Here is a 13,970-nt window from a genome sequence, read left to right on the forward strand (position 1 = left end):
CTGTCTGTCAACGCGAGCGGCGCGGGGCCGGGCTGCTCGTCCGCTCGACGTCTGGCCCGCCATCCACGGTTTCCTGGGGCTGTGCTTTGGCCGCACGGCTGGCGGAAGATGCGCTCTCCGCCCACCCGCCCCATGGTCTTCAACTCCCTCTCGTTCCTCGTCTTCCTGGCCATCAGTCTGGGCGTGCATTACCTGCCGCTGTCCTGGCGGGCCCGGAAGGTGAACCTGCTGGTGGCGAGCAGCCTCTTCTACGCGGCCTGGAATCCGCTCTTCCTGCCGCTGCTCTGGTACGCCATCACCCTGGACTGGTTCCTCGCCAAGGCCCTCCACGCGGCCCGGACCCAGGCGCGGCGCAAGGTGCTGCTCGGCGTGAGCCTCGTGAGCAACCTGGGGCTGCTCGCCTTCTTCAAGTACGGCCCGTTCCTCTCGGACAACACCAACGCCCTCTTCCAGGCGCTCGGCGTGCCGCTCCAGGTGCCCCGCATCGACGTCGTCCTGCCGGTGGCCATCTCCTTCTATACGTTCGAGTCCCTCGCCTACACCCTCGACGTCTACCGGGGGCAGGAGAAGCCCTGGCGCTCGTTCCTCGACTTCTCCCTCTTCCTCACCTTCTTCCCGCACCTGGTGGCTGGCCCCATCGTCCGGCCCCATGACTTCCTCCCCCAGTGCATCGAGCCGCGGCGCGCCACCCCGCCCCAGCTCCTGTGGGGCCTGCTGCTGCTGGTGCTGGGCGTCTTTCAGAAGACGGTGCTCGCGGATGCGCTGCTCGCACCCCTGGTGGACCTCGTGTTCACCCCCGGCGCCAAGCCCACGACCTGGGAGGCCTGGAGCGCGGCGCTCGCCTTCTCGGGGCAGATCTTCTGCGACTTCGCGGGCTACTCGCTGTGCGCCATTGGCGTGGCGCTCTGCTTCGGCTTCCACCTGCCGGACAACTTCCAGAGCCCCTACGCCTCCGTGGGCTTCAGCGACTTCTGGCGCCGCTGGCACATCTCCCTGTCGGGCTGGCTGCGCGACTACCTCTACATCCCGCTGGGCGGCAACCGGCATGGCCCCATGCGTACCCACGTCAACCTGATGCTCACGATGCTGCTGGGCGGGCTGTGGCATGGCGCCTCGTGGACCTTCGTCGTCTGGGGTGGGCTGCACGGACTGTTCCTCGTCGCGGAGCGACTGCTGCGGCCCTGGCTGGAATCGCTGCGCTGGACGCGAGGGCCCGCGGGTCGATTCGCGGCCGTGGCGGTGACGTTCGTCTGCGTCTGCTTCGCCTGGGTCTTCTTCCGCGCGCAGGACTTCGGCACCGCCTTCACCGTGGTGAAGGCGATGGTGGGGGCCTCGAGCGCGGGGGCCACCAGGCTGCTGAGCCGCCTGGACATGCTCCTCGCGGTGCTCACCGTGGGCCTGCTGCTGGGGGTGCAGTGGCGCTACCGCGACGAGCCCCTGCCCAGGATTTTCGAGTCCGTCCCCTGGTGGGCCTCGGCGGGCGCCGTGACGGCGATGCTCGTGGCCCTGGCCACCGCTACCGGAGTGGACCGTGCGTTCATCTACTTTCAGTTCTAGCGAGACGCCCACGTCCCGCCCGCTGGGACGGGTGTGCTGGGTGGCGCTGCTCGTGGCCGGAGTCCTCCTGGCGGGCGCCGAGTGGGGCTGGCGCCGCCGTGGTTTCCAGCCCGGTGTGAAGGACACCCCGGAGCTGTGGTCGCTGGCGCGGGCCCAGGCGAGCGAGGGGGACGGGCGCGGCGTGGTGTTGCTGGGCTCGTCGCGCTTCCAGTCGGGCCTCGTGCCCGAGGAGCTGTCCAAGGTCCTGGGAGGCGCGCACACCGTGCAGCTCTCCATCAACGGCGCGAGCAGCCTGCCGCTGCTGGAGGACCTCGCCGGGGACGAGCGCTTCCGCGGGCTGGTGCTGTGCGAGGTGAGCCCGACGCTCTTCTTCTCGGTGGAACCCAACGAGGTGCGCGCGAGGCCCGCCCAGTACGTGGCCGGGTACAGGCACCGCACTTTCGTGGCGGACTGGGAAACGGCGATGCGGCTGCCCTTCCAGGAGCGGTTCGTCGTGCTGCTGTCGGCGGTGCAGCCCCAGAGCGTGCTGCGGCACCTGGTGGTGAACCGGAGCCTGCCCGCGCCGCCCTTCAGCCGGACGTTCGCCAACCGCCAGCAGTGGTCCGACTTCCAGGGCGTGGAGCTGGAGCCGCTGCGGCGCATGTGGGCGCAGCGCTACCAGGGCGCGCATGGCAAGGCGCCGGAGCCCGCCGAGTTGGAAGCCCTGCTGGAGCGGGTGTCCTCCCAGGTGGCGCGCATCCGGGCCCGCGGCGGAGAGGTCGTCTTCGTGCGGATGGTGTCCTCGGGCGCCGTGAAGCGGATCGAAGACGAGCGCTACCCGCGCGCCGTGTACTGGGACCAGCTCCTCCAGCGCACCGGCGCCCAGGGCCTTTCCTTCGAGGACGTGCCCGCGCTGGCCCGCTTCGAGTGCCCCGAGGACTCGCACCTCGATGCCCGCGCGACTCCCGAGTTCACTCGTCTGCTCGGCCAGGAGTTGGTACGTCGGGCTCCCGGCGCGGTGGCCGCCAGCTCGCCTTGAAGGCCGCTCACCCGGTGGACGACCCACCGCCGGGTGCGGTTTCCCTGGAAACCACCTTCCCTGTCGGTCGACACTGGACTCCTCCCGCGCCGCCTCCAACCAGGAGACATCCCATCATGAAGACCCGGTACGCCCTGCTGCTCTCCCTGTCCCTGGCCACCGCCGCCCATGCCGATGAAACCGCCGAGCTGTGGACGGCCAAGTGCAAGTCCTGCCACGGCACGGATGGCCGGGCCCAGACGCCCCTGGGGAAGAAGGAGGCCATCGTCGACATGTCCCAGCCGGCCTGGCAGGCGGCCCAGACCGACGCGGACATCCGCGAGTTCATCGCCGAGGGCTCCTCCCGCAACCGGAAGATGAAGGCCTACAAGGACAAGCTCACCCCGCAGCAGATCGACTCCCTCGTCGCCTACATCCGCACCTTGAAGAAGGGCTGAGTCCCCTCCCGGCGTGGGTGAATATTCCAGTCACCCGCGCCGTCTCCTGGTTCGACTGGAGACTCCCCCATGCGCACCGTCCTCTCCGCCCTCCTCGCTCTCTTCGTCCTCTCCGGGCTCCTCGGTACCCCGGGCCTGACCATCTCGGCCTCGTCCGGCGCCCAGGCGCGGCTGGACGCCTCCTCCCTCGCCCGCGGCGATGATGATGACAAGGACGATGATGAGGAGGACGACGATGACGACGACGACGATGAGGAGTTCCGGTCGATTGGCTGAGTAGGAGCGTGTGGGCCCTGGGGCCTGGGTGACTGTCGCCCACCAGGCCCCTCGCTCTTCCGTTGACCCACACGGGTCCGGCTTCTAATTACCGGGGGGCGCCTCCGCGCGCCCCCCACGGATGGAAACTCCCTCTACAGACCCCTTCGCCCGCGTGCTGGAGCTGCTCCGCCCGGGACAGCGCGTCCGCACGCAAGGTCTCCAAGGCGCCGCTCGCGGCCATGCGCTCGCCCGGCTGACGCGCACCCTGAAGGCGCCCCTCGTCTGCATCGCCCCGGACGAGGAGGCCGCGGATGCGCTCGCCGCGGATCTCGCCTTCTTCCTGGGCGGCCGGGGCACCCCGCGCGAGCCCCACGTCCTGCGCCTGCCCGCCGACGAGGTGCTGCCCTATGACGAACTCTCCCCGGACGCGGACATCGCCGCGGATCGGCTCGGCGCCCTCTTCCACTTGAGCCAGGGCACCCGCTTTCCCGCGCTCGTGCTCTCGTTGCGCGGCCTCTTCCGCCGGGTGTTGCCGCTCGCGACGATGCGCGAGCTGTCCGAGCGCGTCAGCGTGGGCCAGGACTTCGACCGCGACGCGCTCGCCCGCAAGCTCGCCAACATGGGCTACCAGAACAGCCCGCTCGTCGAGGACCTGGGCACCTTCTCCGTGCGCGGTGGCCTCATCGACGTCTTCAGCCCGCTCTACGAGAAGCCCGTCCGCCTCGAGTTCTTCGGCGACACCATCGAGTCCATCCGCGCCTTCGACCCGGAGACGCAGCGCACCGTGGACTCGCTCAAGGAGATCATCCTCCTGCCGGCGCGCGAGGTCATCTTCTCCGAGCAGACGCGCACGCGCGCCGAGGCCGCCGCCCGGAGCGTGGCCGACCGCGTCAACATGCCCACCACGAAGCTGCGCGAGCGCCTCGACGCCATCCGCGAGGGGCTGCCCGGCTTCGGCCTGGAGGGTCTGCTGCCCGGCTTCTTCGAGGGCGGTTTGGACACCGTCTTCGACTACCTGACCCAGTGGCACCCCGAGCCCCTCTTCTATCTGGATGACCCCATGGGCCTCGAGCGCCACGCCGAGGAGCTGTGGACCGAGGTGGAGCGCTCCGCCAGCGCCGCCGACGCGCGCGAGGAGCTGACCTTACCGCCCGCGGCGCACTTCCTCACCCGCGAGGAGGCGGACCGGAAGCTCGCGGCCTTCCGGGTGATGGAAGGTGGCGGCCTGTCGCTCACCCAGGGCGAGGCCCCGCCCGTGCACTTCCCCTTCGGCACCACCCAGGACGTGCGCGAGGCCATCCTCGCCCACCACGGAGAGGAGGGCGCCCTCACTCCCCTCATCGAGCGACTCCAGCGCTGGCGCGACACCCGCATCGCCTGCGCCGTGGCGTGCGGCGCCCTCAGTCAGGCGGAGCGTCTCAAGCGCCTGCTGCTGGACCGCAACGTGATGGTGCGCGTCCACACCGAGGCGCTCGAGGATGCCTCCAAGCTCTACGAGCCCTCCATCTCCGTCCACCTCTTCACGGGCGAGGTGAGTCACGGCTTCGTGGATGGGGCCGGCGGCCTCGCCGTGCTGTCCGACGAGGAGATTTTTGGCTCCCGGGCCCGCCGCCGCGTGCGGCGCTCCAAGAAGATGGATGCCTTCGCCTCGGGCTTCAAGGACCTGAAGGAAGGCGACCTCATCGTCCACACCGACTTCGGCATCGGCCGCTACGCGGGCCTGACGAAGATGCAGGTGAACGGCATCCCCGGGGACTTCCTCGTCCTCGAGTACCTGGGCAAGGACAAGATCTACCTCCCGGTGGGCCGCATGCGGCTCATCCAGAAGTTCACCGGCGGCGACCCCGAGAAGGTGACGCTGGACAAGCTGGGGACCACGTCCTGGGAGAAGACGAAGAAGCGGGTCAAGGAGCAGCTGCTCAAGATGGCGGCGGATCTGCTCAACATCGCCGCCGCGCGCCGGGCGCACGCGGGCCATGCCTTCAGCGCGCCGGACCGGTACTTCGCCCAGTTCGAGGCGGACTTCGAGTTCGAGGAGACGCCGGACCAGGCCAAGGCCATCGAGGACGTGCTCAACGACATGCAGAAGTCCGAGCCGATGGATCGGCTCGTCTGCGGCGACGTGGGCTACGGCAAGACGGAGGTGGCGATGCGCGCCGCCTTCAAGGCCACGCTGGACCGCAAGCAGGTGGCGGTGCTGGTGCCCACCACCGTGCTGGCCCAGCAGCACTACCTGTCCTTCAAGAAGCGCTTCAAGGACTACCCCGTCACGGTGGATGTCATCTCCGGGATGAAGAAGCCCCAGGAGGTGCGCGAGATCCTCAAGCGCGCCAAGGAGGGCAAGGTCGACATCCTCATCGGCACGCACAAGCTGCTGGGCGGGGACGTGGCCTTCAAGGACCTGGGGCTGCTCGTGGTGGACGAGGAGCAACGCTTCGGTGTGAAGCACAAGGAGCAGATCAAGAAGCTGCGCGCGCTGGTGGATGTGCTGACGCTGTCGGCGACGCCCATTCCGCGCACGCTGCACATGGCCATGTCGGGCGTGCGCGAGATGAGCATCATCGCCACCCCGCCGCAGGATCGGCGCTCCATCCGCACCTTCGTGATGAAGTTCGACGAGCAGACCGTCAAGGAAGCCATCGAGCGCGAGGTGGCCCGCGGCGGTCAGGTCTTCTTCGTGCACAACCGGGTGGAGTCGCTGCCCCAGATGGAGGAGATGCTCAAGCGGCTGGTGCCCCAGGTCTCCGTGGGCGTGGCGCACGGGCAGATGGGTGAGGGCCAGCTCGAGAAGGTGATGCTGGACTTCACCGAGAAGAAGCACCAGGTGCTGCTGTGCACCAGCATCATCGAGAGCGGCATCGATATCTCCAGCGCCAACACGATGGTCGTCAACCGGGCGGATGCGTTCGGTCTGGCGCAGCTCTACCAGTTGCGAGGGCGCGTGGGCCGCTCCAAGGAGCGCGCGTACGCGTACCTGCTGGTGCCGGCGCGGACCACCATCAGCAAGGATGCCCAGCGGCGCCTGGAGGTGCTCCAGCGCTTCACCGAGCTGGGCGCGGGCTTCTCCATCGCCAGCCACGACCTGGAAATCCGTGGCGCGGGCAACCTGCTGGGCGCCGAGCAGTCGGGCTCCATCTCGGCCATCGGCTTCGACCTGTACGCGCAGCTCTTGGAAGAGGCGGTGTCCGAGGTGCGGGGCGAGCCGCCCAAGGTGCAGATCGAGCCCGAGGTGCTGCTGCCGATGCCGGCGCTCATCCCGGACGACTACGTGCCGGACGTGCACCAGCGGCTCGTCTTCTACAAGCGCTTCAGCCAGGCGAGCCACCCGGACGAGGTGCAGGACCTGCGCGCCGAGCTGGTGGACCGCTTCGGCGAGGCCCCGGACGAGGTGGACAACCTCTCGGAGCAGACGCTGCTGAAGATCGACATGCGGGACCTGCGGCTGCGCGCGCTGGAGGGTGGCCCGGGCCGACTGGTGGTGACGCTGGGCGCGGACGCGCTGCTGGACGGGATGAAGGTGGCGACCCTGGTGCAGAAGTCCAGGGGCGTCTACCGGCTCACCCCGGACATGAAGCTGGTGCTCAAGCTGGGCCCCGAGGTGAAGGACCAGGCCCTCATCGTCGAGGCCAGGAAGGTGCTGCGCGACCTGCACACCTGCGCCCTGCCGGAGGCGTGACACAAGCGCGTCGGTTCGAGGATGGGGCCGACCCCCGCTGGCCCGGGCTCAGTAGGCCCACTTGCCCAGCGCATACCCCCGCGCCGTCGCGAGGTTCAACAGGACCAGCACCATCACCGCCACGCCCTGGAACCAGCCCGGACGCCGGGCGCACCGGTCTCCCAGGGAGAAGAGCAGCGGGAAGACGACGGTGCCGTACCGGTACACATTGGCCACATCCCCCTGAAGGAGCATCACCCCCATCGAGAGCGCGGCGTACAACCCCAGCGCGGGCTGCCGGCGCGCCAGCAGCGCGGCCCCCACGAGAAAGAGCCAGAACACGCCGTAGCGCAGCAGGTAGGGGCTCCGGGTGTTCTGCCAGGGGTTGCCGAAGACGAACGTCTTGAAGACCTCCGCCACCGACTCGGCGCGGTGCCACCCGCGCTGCGCCTCCACGAAGGCCAGCGGAGAGCCCGAGGCCAGGAACTCGAACGCGAGGAAGCCCAGCACACCGAGCGCCCCGACAGCCCCACAGAGGAGGAAGGCCTTCACGCGGCGCGCCGGGCCCTCTTCCCTCAGGGCGACCAGCACGGACGCGGCCGCCACGACGAAGGCGCCCTGGTTGCGCGTCGGCACGCACAGGGCCGCGAACAGGCCCGCGAGCACGGGCCTCCGGCTCGCTCCGAAGGAGAGCGAGAGGAAGGACAGCAGCAGGAAGAGCGACTCGGTGTGGTGCGAGTGGAAGGCGTAGCTGGCCGGGGCGAGCAGGAAGAAGAGCCACCCGAGCCGCGTCCGGGGCACCAACCCCTCCGGCGGGTCCTCCCGCGTGCTCGCCCGTCCGACGAGCCCGACGAAGCCGAGGAAGAGGAAGGTGGAGAGCACCGCCCCCAGCACCTGCACCCGCTCCACGTCGAGCACGCCCGCCAGGGCCCGCACCGTCATCGGGTAGAGCGGGAAGAACGCCCAGAGCGTGCCGCCGTAGCCCTCACGGATGATGGTGCTGTAGTGGTTCGAGTCCCAGCGGTTGAGGAGGCTCGTGAGGGGCAGCTCCGTTCGCCACGACACCCATAGCCACAGGGCGAGGTGCGCGGCGAACACGGCGGCGACGCTCCCGAAGAGGAAGGCGCGCGTGACACGCGCCCCCAGGCCGGAGGGCGTCCCCACGTCCGAGCCTGGGTTCACTTCCGCTCGCCGGAGGCCTGTCCCTGCCGACCGGGATCCAGGGCCCGGGTGAGCTCGTCCATCAACCGCAGCAGCTCCAGCCGCACCTCGTCCGAGGACGAGCGGAGCTGCGAGGTGAGGATGTGCAGCGCGTCGCCTGGAGCGGAGGCATCGTGCAACATGCGCGCGGCCGTGCGCGTGGCGGTCAGCGGGCCCTCCACGTCATCCGAGACGAGCCGGCGCAGCCGATCCATCACGTTGAAGACCTGGGGGTGGCTGGGCAAGGGCGGGGGCGGCGGCGGCTCCTTCCCGAGCGACACGGCACATACCCGATTCCGGCCCGTGCGCTTGGCGGTGTAGAGCGCCGCGTCGGTGAGTTCCACCAGCTCGGACATGGCGGTGGCATGCACGGGGTAGCACCCCACTCCCACGCTGATGGTCAGGGAGCGGCTGCCGCCCCGGGCGCCGTGCACCGTGGCGCCCTCCACCGCGATCCGGAAGCGCTCGGCGGCGATCTGCCCCTGCTCCAGGTCCGTCTCGGGGAGGATCATCGCGAACTCCTCGCCTCCGTGACGGGCGACCACGTCCGTCGAGCGCGCCGTCCGGCGCAATCGCGCGGACACCTCGCGCAGGGCCTCGTCGCCAGCGCTGTGGCCCAGGTTGTCGTTCACCTGCTTGAAGTGGTCCAGGTCCAGCAGCACCAGGGACATCGGGTGCTTGTAGCGTTGGGCCCGGCGGAACTCGACGCCGAGGGCCTCCTGGAAGTAGGCGCGGTTGTACAACCCGGTGAGCGGGTCCGTCACCGCCACCAGCATGGCCCGGTCGCGAGAGGTGCGCAGCTGGCGCTGGCGGCGCTGGCGGCGCAGGGCACTGCCCAGGCGGGCGGCCAGCTCGGCCATGGGCGTCTGGAGGGTGAGGTAGTCGTCGGCGCCGGCATCGAAGGCCGTCACGCGCCGCAGGGTGGACTCGGCGTCGTCCACCACGAGGATGGCGGGCGCCTCCTCATCGAAGCCGTAGCGCTTGAGGAGGGGCTGCTCTCCCTCGAGCGCGACCGCGTAGCTGACGACGAGCAGGTCGGCGTCGGAGTCGATCATGCGCTGCGAGGGGGGGCGGTGGGTGAGCTGGAACTCGCCCCCCACGGGGGAGCCCCGCAGGGCCCGGGCGAGCCGCTCGCCCACCACGGGCATGTGGTGGACGATGTCCACCCGCGCCTGGGGAGTGGCGGAGGCCTCGGGCTCGCGCATGACGCGGGCCATCGCCTCGTGCTGCGCCTGGAGATGGGTCCGCATCTTCCCAAGCGAGATGAACGAGCGCACGCGCGCCAGCATCTCGGCATCGGGAGTGGTCTTGTTGAAGAAGTCGTCGGCGCCCGCGCTCAGGCCCTTCACCCGATCATCGGTGGAGTCCAGCGAGGTGAGCAGGAGGATGGGGGTGTTGGCCGTCCGGGCATGGCCGCGCAGCAGGCGCGTCAGCTCGTGGCCGTTCATCTCCGGCATCATCACGTCGAGGATGAGGAGATCGAACGGCTGCCCACCCTCCGTGGCGAGTCCGAGGGCCTCGCGGGGCGAGGTCGTCGTCACCACGTCCAATCCGCTCTCCTGAAGTTGGGAGCCGATGACCTGGAGAGCGATGGCACTGTCGTCCACGAGCAGGACGCGGCCGGTATTACCGAGAGAAGAGAGCGCAGCCATGGATCCGTTCCGATCTCCAGGGTATCAGGTGCGGAGCAAGGTGGGAGGCGGGGGGGGACGATTCAACTGCGCGTATGGGCGTCACGGTAGGATTGCCGCACCACAGAAACGCGCGATGGCTCGTGAGAGGTACGCCTCGCACCGCACCAGATCCTCCACCGGTACGTGCTCGCCCGTCTGGTGTGCCACCCGGATGTCCCCCGGGCCGAACACCACCGCCTCGGCGCCCAGCTCCGTGAGCTGCGGGGCCTCCGTGCCGAACGGCACCGTGATGGGCGCGTTGCCGGACAGCTCCGCCAGCACCCGCACCACCTCCGCGTCCACCCGGGTCTCCACCGCCGGCTCCGTACGCAACAGGTGGATGCGCGCCTCGTAGCCGGGCTCGTCCCGCACCAGTTCGCTCCGGATGGACTCCAGCAGCTCCAGCACCCGCTCCTTCGGCTGGCGAGGGATGGGGCGCCACTCCACCAGGAAGCGGCAGGCCCCCGAGATGACGTTGGGTGCCTTGCCCCCGCCGATGATGCCCACGTTCACCGTGGTGAAGGGCGGCTCGAAGGACTCGTCCCGCTCCTCGCGCAGCCGCGTGCGCGCCAGCGTCTCCAACTTCTGGAGGAAGCGCCCCGCCCGGAAGATGGCCGAGGCCCCCTCGTCCGGGTAGGCGCTGTGCCCCTCCTGGCCCAGCACCTCCACCTCCGCCAGGCAGTAGCCCTTGTGCCCGCGCACCGGCACCAGCGACGTCGGCTCGCCCACGATGGCGTGCCTCGCCCGCCCCTTACCCTGGGCCACCAGGTGCTTGGCCCCCTCGCAGCCCAGCTCCTCGTCCGCCGTCAGCAGCACCATCAGCGGCGCCCGCAGCGGCCCCGAGTAGTGCGTCACCGCGTGCAGCGCGCAGGCGATGAAGCCCTTGGTGTCACACGCCCCCCGGCCGTACAGCTTGCCGTCCCGCTCCGTCAGCCGCAGCGCGTCCGTCCAGGCCGCGTCGTAGGGCACGCAGTCCGTGTGCCCCACCAGCGCGAGCGCCGCCCGCTCCTCTGCCCCGCCGCCCTTCACCGCGACGAGGTTCACCTTCTCCACCCCCGCCCCGTCCCGGTAGGGCACGAGCTCCACCCGGAAGCCCGCCGCCTCCAGCCGCCCCCGCGCCAGCGCCACCAGCGGCGCGTTGGGACGCGAGGAGGTCGTGTCCAGGGCGACCAGTTCGGCGAGCGTGGAGCGCAGCTCGGGCAGGGTGTCACTCACGGTGGGGCCTCCAGGGGGCGGGGTCTAGGGCGACTGTAGACCCTCACCCCCGCCCTCTCCCAGCGTCCCCAGCGTCAGGGCGTCACGGACAGGATGGTGCCCGCGCGGGTGTTGTTGTCCTCGATGAGCTCGGGGTGGTAGCCGCTCGGGTTCGTCGCGGCCCCCAGGTACCAGGCGCCCGAGGACGGCACCCACGCATTCACGGACTGGGTGACCGTCTGGCACTGCCCGGGATCGAGATCCTCGACGTGGAAGAACCCCACGGGCTGGTCCGAGGTCGGATCCGGCGTCATCGTCGGGGTGATGGTGGCGTCCGAGGACAGGTACACATGCACGTCCGTGAACTCCCTCTGCGTGCCCTGGTTGCACACCGTCACCGTCGCGTTGAACGGCTGGCCCAACCTCACGCTCGAGGGCCCGACGACGGAGGTGACGATGAAGTCCGGCCTGTTGCCGATCCCCATGCGGGTGCCGGCCAGGGTGTTGTTGTCCTCGATGAGCTCGGGGCGGAAGTTGCCCGGGTCAGCCACGGCCCCCAGGTACCAGGCGCCCTCGGAGGGCACCCACGTGCTCACGGGCATCGCGAGCGTCTGGCACTGCCCGGGGTTGAGGTGGCCGACGGGGAGGAAACCCAGGGGCTGATCCGTGCTCGGGTCCGGCATGTACGTCGGAGTGATGATGTCGTCCTTGGACAGGTACAGCTCCACGTCCGTGGCGTCCGCCAGGGTGCCCTGGTTGCACACCGTCACCGTCGCGTTGAACTGCTGGCCCGGTAGGACGCTGGTGGGCCCCTTCACCGAGGTAACGACGATGTCCGACTTCTGGCCCACGCCCATGCGGGTGCCGGCCAGGGTGTTGTTGTCCTCGATGAGCTCGGGGCGGAAGTTGCCCGGGTCAGCCACGGCGCCCACGTACCAGGCGCCCTCGGAGGGCACCCACGCACTGACGGACTTCGTGAGCGTCTGGCACTGCCCGGCGCCAAGGTAGTTGATGACGAGGAAGTCCAGGGGCTGGTCCGTGCTCGGGTCCGGCATCATCGTCGGGGTGATGGTGGCGTCCTTGGACAGGTACAGCTGCACGTCCGTGGAGTCCCCCATGGTGCCCTGGTTGCACACCGTCACCGTCGCGTCGAAAGACTGACCCGGCTTGACGCTGGCGGGCCCCGTCACGGAGGTGACGACGATGTCCGACAGGTAGCCCACGCCCATGCGGGTGCCGGCCAGGGTGTTGTTGTCCTCGATGAGCTCGGGACGGTAGTTCTCCGGGTCCACTGCGGCCCCCACGTACCAGGCGCCTTCCGACGGTACCGACGCACTGACGGACTGCGTGAGCGTCTGGCACTGCCCGGGGTTGAGGTGGTGGGTGGGTGAGCGGAGCAGCGGCAGGTCCGCGTTCGGGTTCGGCGACGTCCACATCATCGGGGTGATGGTGGCGTCCTTGGACAGGTACAGCTCCACCTCCGTGGAGTCCGCCTGGGTGCCCTGGTTGCACACCGTCACCGTCGCGGTGAACTGCCGGTCCGGCTTGACGCTGGCGGGCCCCGTCACCGAGGTGACGACGAAGTCCGGCTTGTTGCCGATCCCCATGCGGGTGCCGGCCAGGGTGTTGTTGTCCTCGATGAGCTCGGGGCGACCGTTGACCGGATCAGCCGCGGCGCCCAGGTACCAGGCGCCCTCGGAGGGCACCCATGCACTGACGGACTGGGTGAGCGTCTGGCACTGCCCGGGATTGAGGTAGTTGACGTGGAAGAACCCCACGGGCTGGTCCGTGGACGGGTCCGGCATGTACGTCGGGGTGATGGTGGCGTCCGAGGACAGGTAGAGCTCCACCTCCGTGGAGTCTCCCATCGAGCCCTGGTTGCACACCGTCACCATCGCGTTGAACTGCTGGCCCGGCGTGACGCTGGCGGGTCCCTTCACCGCGGTGACGATGAAGTCCGGCCTGTGGCCCACGCCCATGCGGGTGCCAGCCAGGGTGTTGTTGTCCTCGATGAGCTCGGGGCGGTAGTTGCCCGGATCAGTCGCGGCGCCCAGGTACCAGGCGCCCTCGGAGGGCACCCACGCACTGACGGACTGGGTGAGCGTCTGGCACTGCCCGGCGTTGAGGTGGTTGACGGGGAGGAAACCCAGGGGCTGGTCCGAGGTCGGATCCGGCATCATCGTCGGGGTGATGATGGCGTCCGAGGACAGGTACAGCTCCACCTCCGTGGAGCCTCCCAGGGTGCCCTGGTTGCACACCGTCACCGTCGCGTTGAACTGCTGGCCCGGCATGGTGCTGGCGGGCCCCGTCACCGAGGTGACGACGAAGTCCGGGTTGTGGCCCACGCCGATGCGCGTGCCGGCCAGGGTGTTGTTGTCTTCGATGAGCTCGGGGCGGTAGCCACCCGGATCGATGGCGGCGCCCAGGTACCAGGCTCCCTCCGACGGCGCCCACGCACTGACGGACTGGGTGAGCGTCTGGCACTGCCCGGCGTCGAGGTGGTTGACGGGGAGGAAACCCAGGGGCTGATCCGTGCTCGGGTCCGGCATGTACGTCGGAGTGATGATGTCGTCCGAGGACAGGTAGAGTTCCACGTCCGTGGAGTCCCCCCGGGTGCCCTGGTTGCACACCGTCACCGTCACGTTGAACTGCTGGCCCGGCGTGACGCTGGTGGGCCCCTTCACCGAGGTGACGACGAAGTCCGGGTTGTGGCCCACGCCCATGCGGGTGCCGGCCAGGGTGTTGTTGTCGTCGATGAGCTCGGGGCGGAAGTTGCTCGGGTCAGCCACGGCGCCCACGTACCAGGCGCCCTCGGAGGGCACCCACGCATTGAGGGACCTGGTGAGCGTCTGGCACTGCCCGGGATTGAGGTAGTTGACGGGGAGGAAACCCAGGGGCTGATCCGTGCTCGGGTCCGGCATCATCGTCGGGGTGATGGTGGCGTCCTTGGACAGGTACAGCTGCACGTCCGTGGAGTC

The 13,970-nt window shown here is 69.6% G+C and carries 9 protein-coding genes; 5 read left to right on the plus strand and 4 right to left on the minus strand.

The window, feature by feature from the left end; genetic code table 11:
- The first annotated feature begins 108 nt into the window (after nt 1-108).
- The 5 genes from VF794_RS24865 to mfd all read left to right on the plus strand — a co-directional run bounded on the left by VF794_RS24865 (nt 109) and on the right by mfd (nt 6,946).
- On the plus strand, nt 109-1,557 hold the full coding sequence (locus VF794_RS24865; RefSeq protein WP_331114532.1) for an MBOAT family O-acyltransferase: 1,449 nt from the start codon (nt 109-111) through the stop codon (nt 1,555-1,557).
- Nucleotides 1,532-2,575 (plus strand): hypothetical protein, encoded by a 1,044-nt coding sequence (locus tag VF794_RS24870; RefSeq protein WP_331114534.1) that lies wholly within the window; start codon nt 1,532-1,534, stop codon nt 2,573-2,575. Before VF794_RS24865 ends, VF794_RS24870 begins: the two co-directional genes overlap by 26 nt.
- A gap of 116 nt (nt 2,576-2,691) precedes the next feature.
- Nucleotides 2,692-3,012, plus strand: coding sequence for a cytochrome c (locus VF794_RS24875; protein ID WP_331114536.1), 321 nt, complete (start codon nt 2,692-2,694; stop codon nt 3,010-3,012).
- A gap of 69 nt (nt 3,013-3,081) precedes the next feature.
- On the plus strand, nt 3,082-3,288 hold the full coding sequence (locus tag VF794_RS24880; protein ID WP_331114538.1) for a hypothetical protein: 207 nt from the start codon (nt 3,082-3,084) through the stop codon (nt 3,286-3,288).
- A gap of 121 nt (nt 3,289-3,409) precedes the next feature.
- A complete protein-coding gene (gene mfd / locus VF794_RS24885) occupies nt 3,410-6,946 on the plus strand; it encodes a transcription-repair coupling factor (protein ID WP_331114540.1) in 3,537 nt (1,178 codons plus the stop codon).
- Nucleotides 6,947-6,994: 48 nt separating this feature from the next.
- Here mfd and VF794_RS24890 read toward each other — a convergent pair whose 3' ends face one another.
- From VF794_RS24890 to VF794_RS24905, 4 genes are all read right to left on the minus strand, one after another.
- Complete coding sequence (locus tag VF794_RS24890) at nt 6,995-8,107, minus strand: hypothetical protein (RefSeq protein WP_331114542.1); 1,113 nt, start codon at nt 8,105-8,107, stop codon at nt 6,995-6,997.
- A complete protein-coding gene (locus VF794_RS24895; RefSeq protein ID WP_331114544.1) occupies nt 8,104-9,777 on the minus strand; it encodes a diguanylate cyclase in 1,674 nt (557 codons plus the stop codon). Before VF794_RS24895 ends, VF794_RS24890 begins: the two co-directional genes overlap by 4 nt.
- An 81-nt stretch (nt 9,778-9,858) precedes the next feature.
- On the minus strand, nt 9,859-11,013 hold the full coding sequence (gene argE / locus VF794_RS24900; protein WP_331114546.1) for an acetylornithine deacetylase: 1,155 nt from the start codon (nt 11,011-11,013) through the stop codon (nt 9,859-9,861).
- 74 nt (nt 11,014-11,087) lie between these two features.
- On the minus strand, nt 11,088-13,970 hold a 2,883-nt coding region (locus VF794_RS24905), incomplete at its 5' end, for a CARDB domain-containing protein (protein WP_331114548.1).

It is taken from the genome of Archangium sp., from assembly GCF_036389735.1.
Lineage (GTDB): Bacteria > Myxococcota > Myxococcia > Myxococcales > Myxococcaceae > Archangium.

Coding starts and splice junctions, on each gene's coding strand:
- VF794_RS24865 (WP_331114532.1), top strand. CDS start 109: ATGCGCTCTCCGCCCACCCGCCCCATGGTCTTCAACTCCCTCTCGTTC.
- VF794_RS24875 (WP_331114536.1), top strand. CDS start 2,692: ATGAAGACCCGGTACGCCCTGCTGCTCTCCCTGTCCCTGGCCACCGCC.
- VF794_RS24880 (WP_331114538.1), top strand. CDS start 3,082: ATGCGCACCGTCCTCTCCGCCCTCCTCGCTCTCTTCGTCCTCTCCGGG.
- mfd (WP_331114540.1), top strand. CDS start 3,410: ATGGAAACTCCCTCTACAGACCCCTTCGCCCGCGTGCTGGAGCTGCTC.
- VF794_RS24895 (WP_331114544.1), bottom strand. CDS start 9,777: ATGGCTGCGCTCTCTTCTCTCGGTAATACCGGCCGCGTCCTGCTCGTG.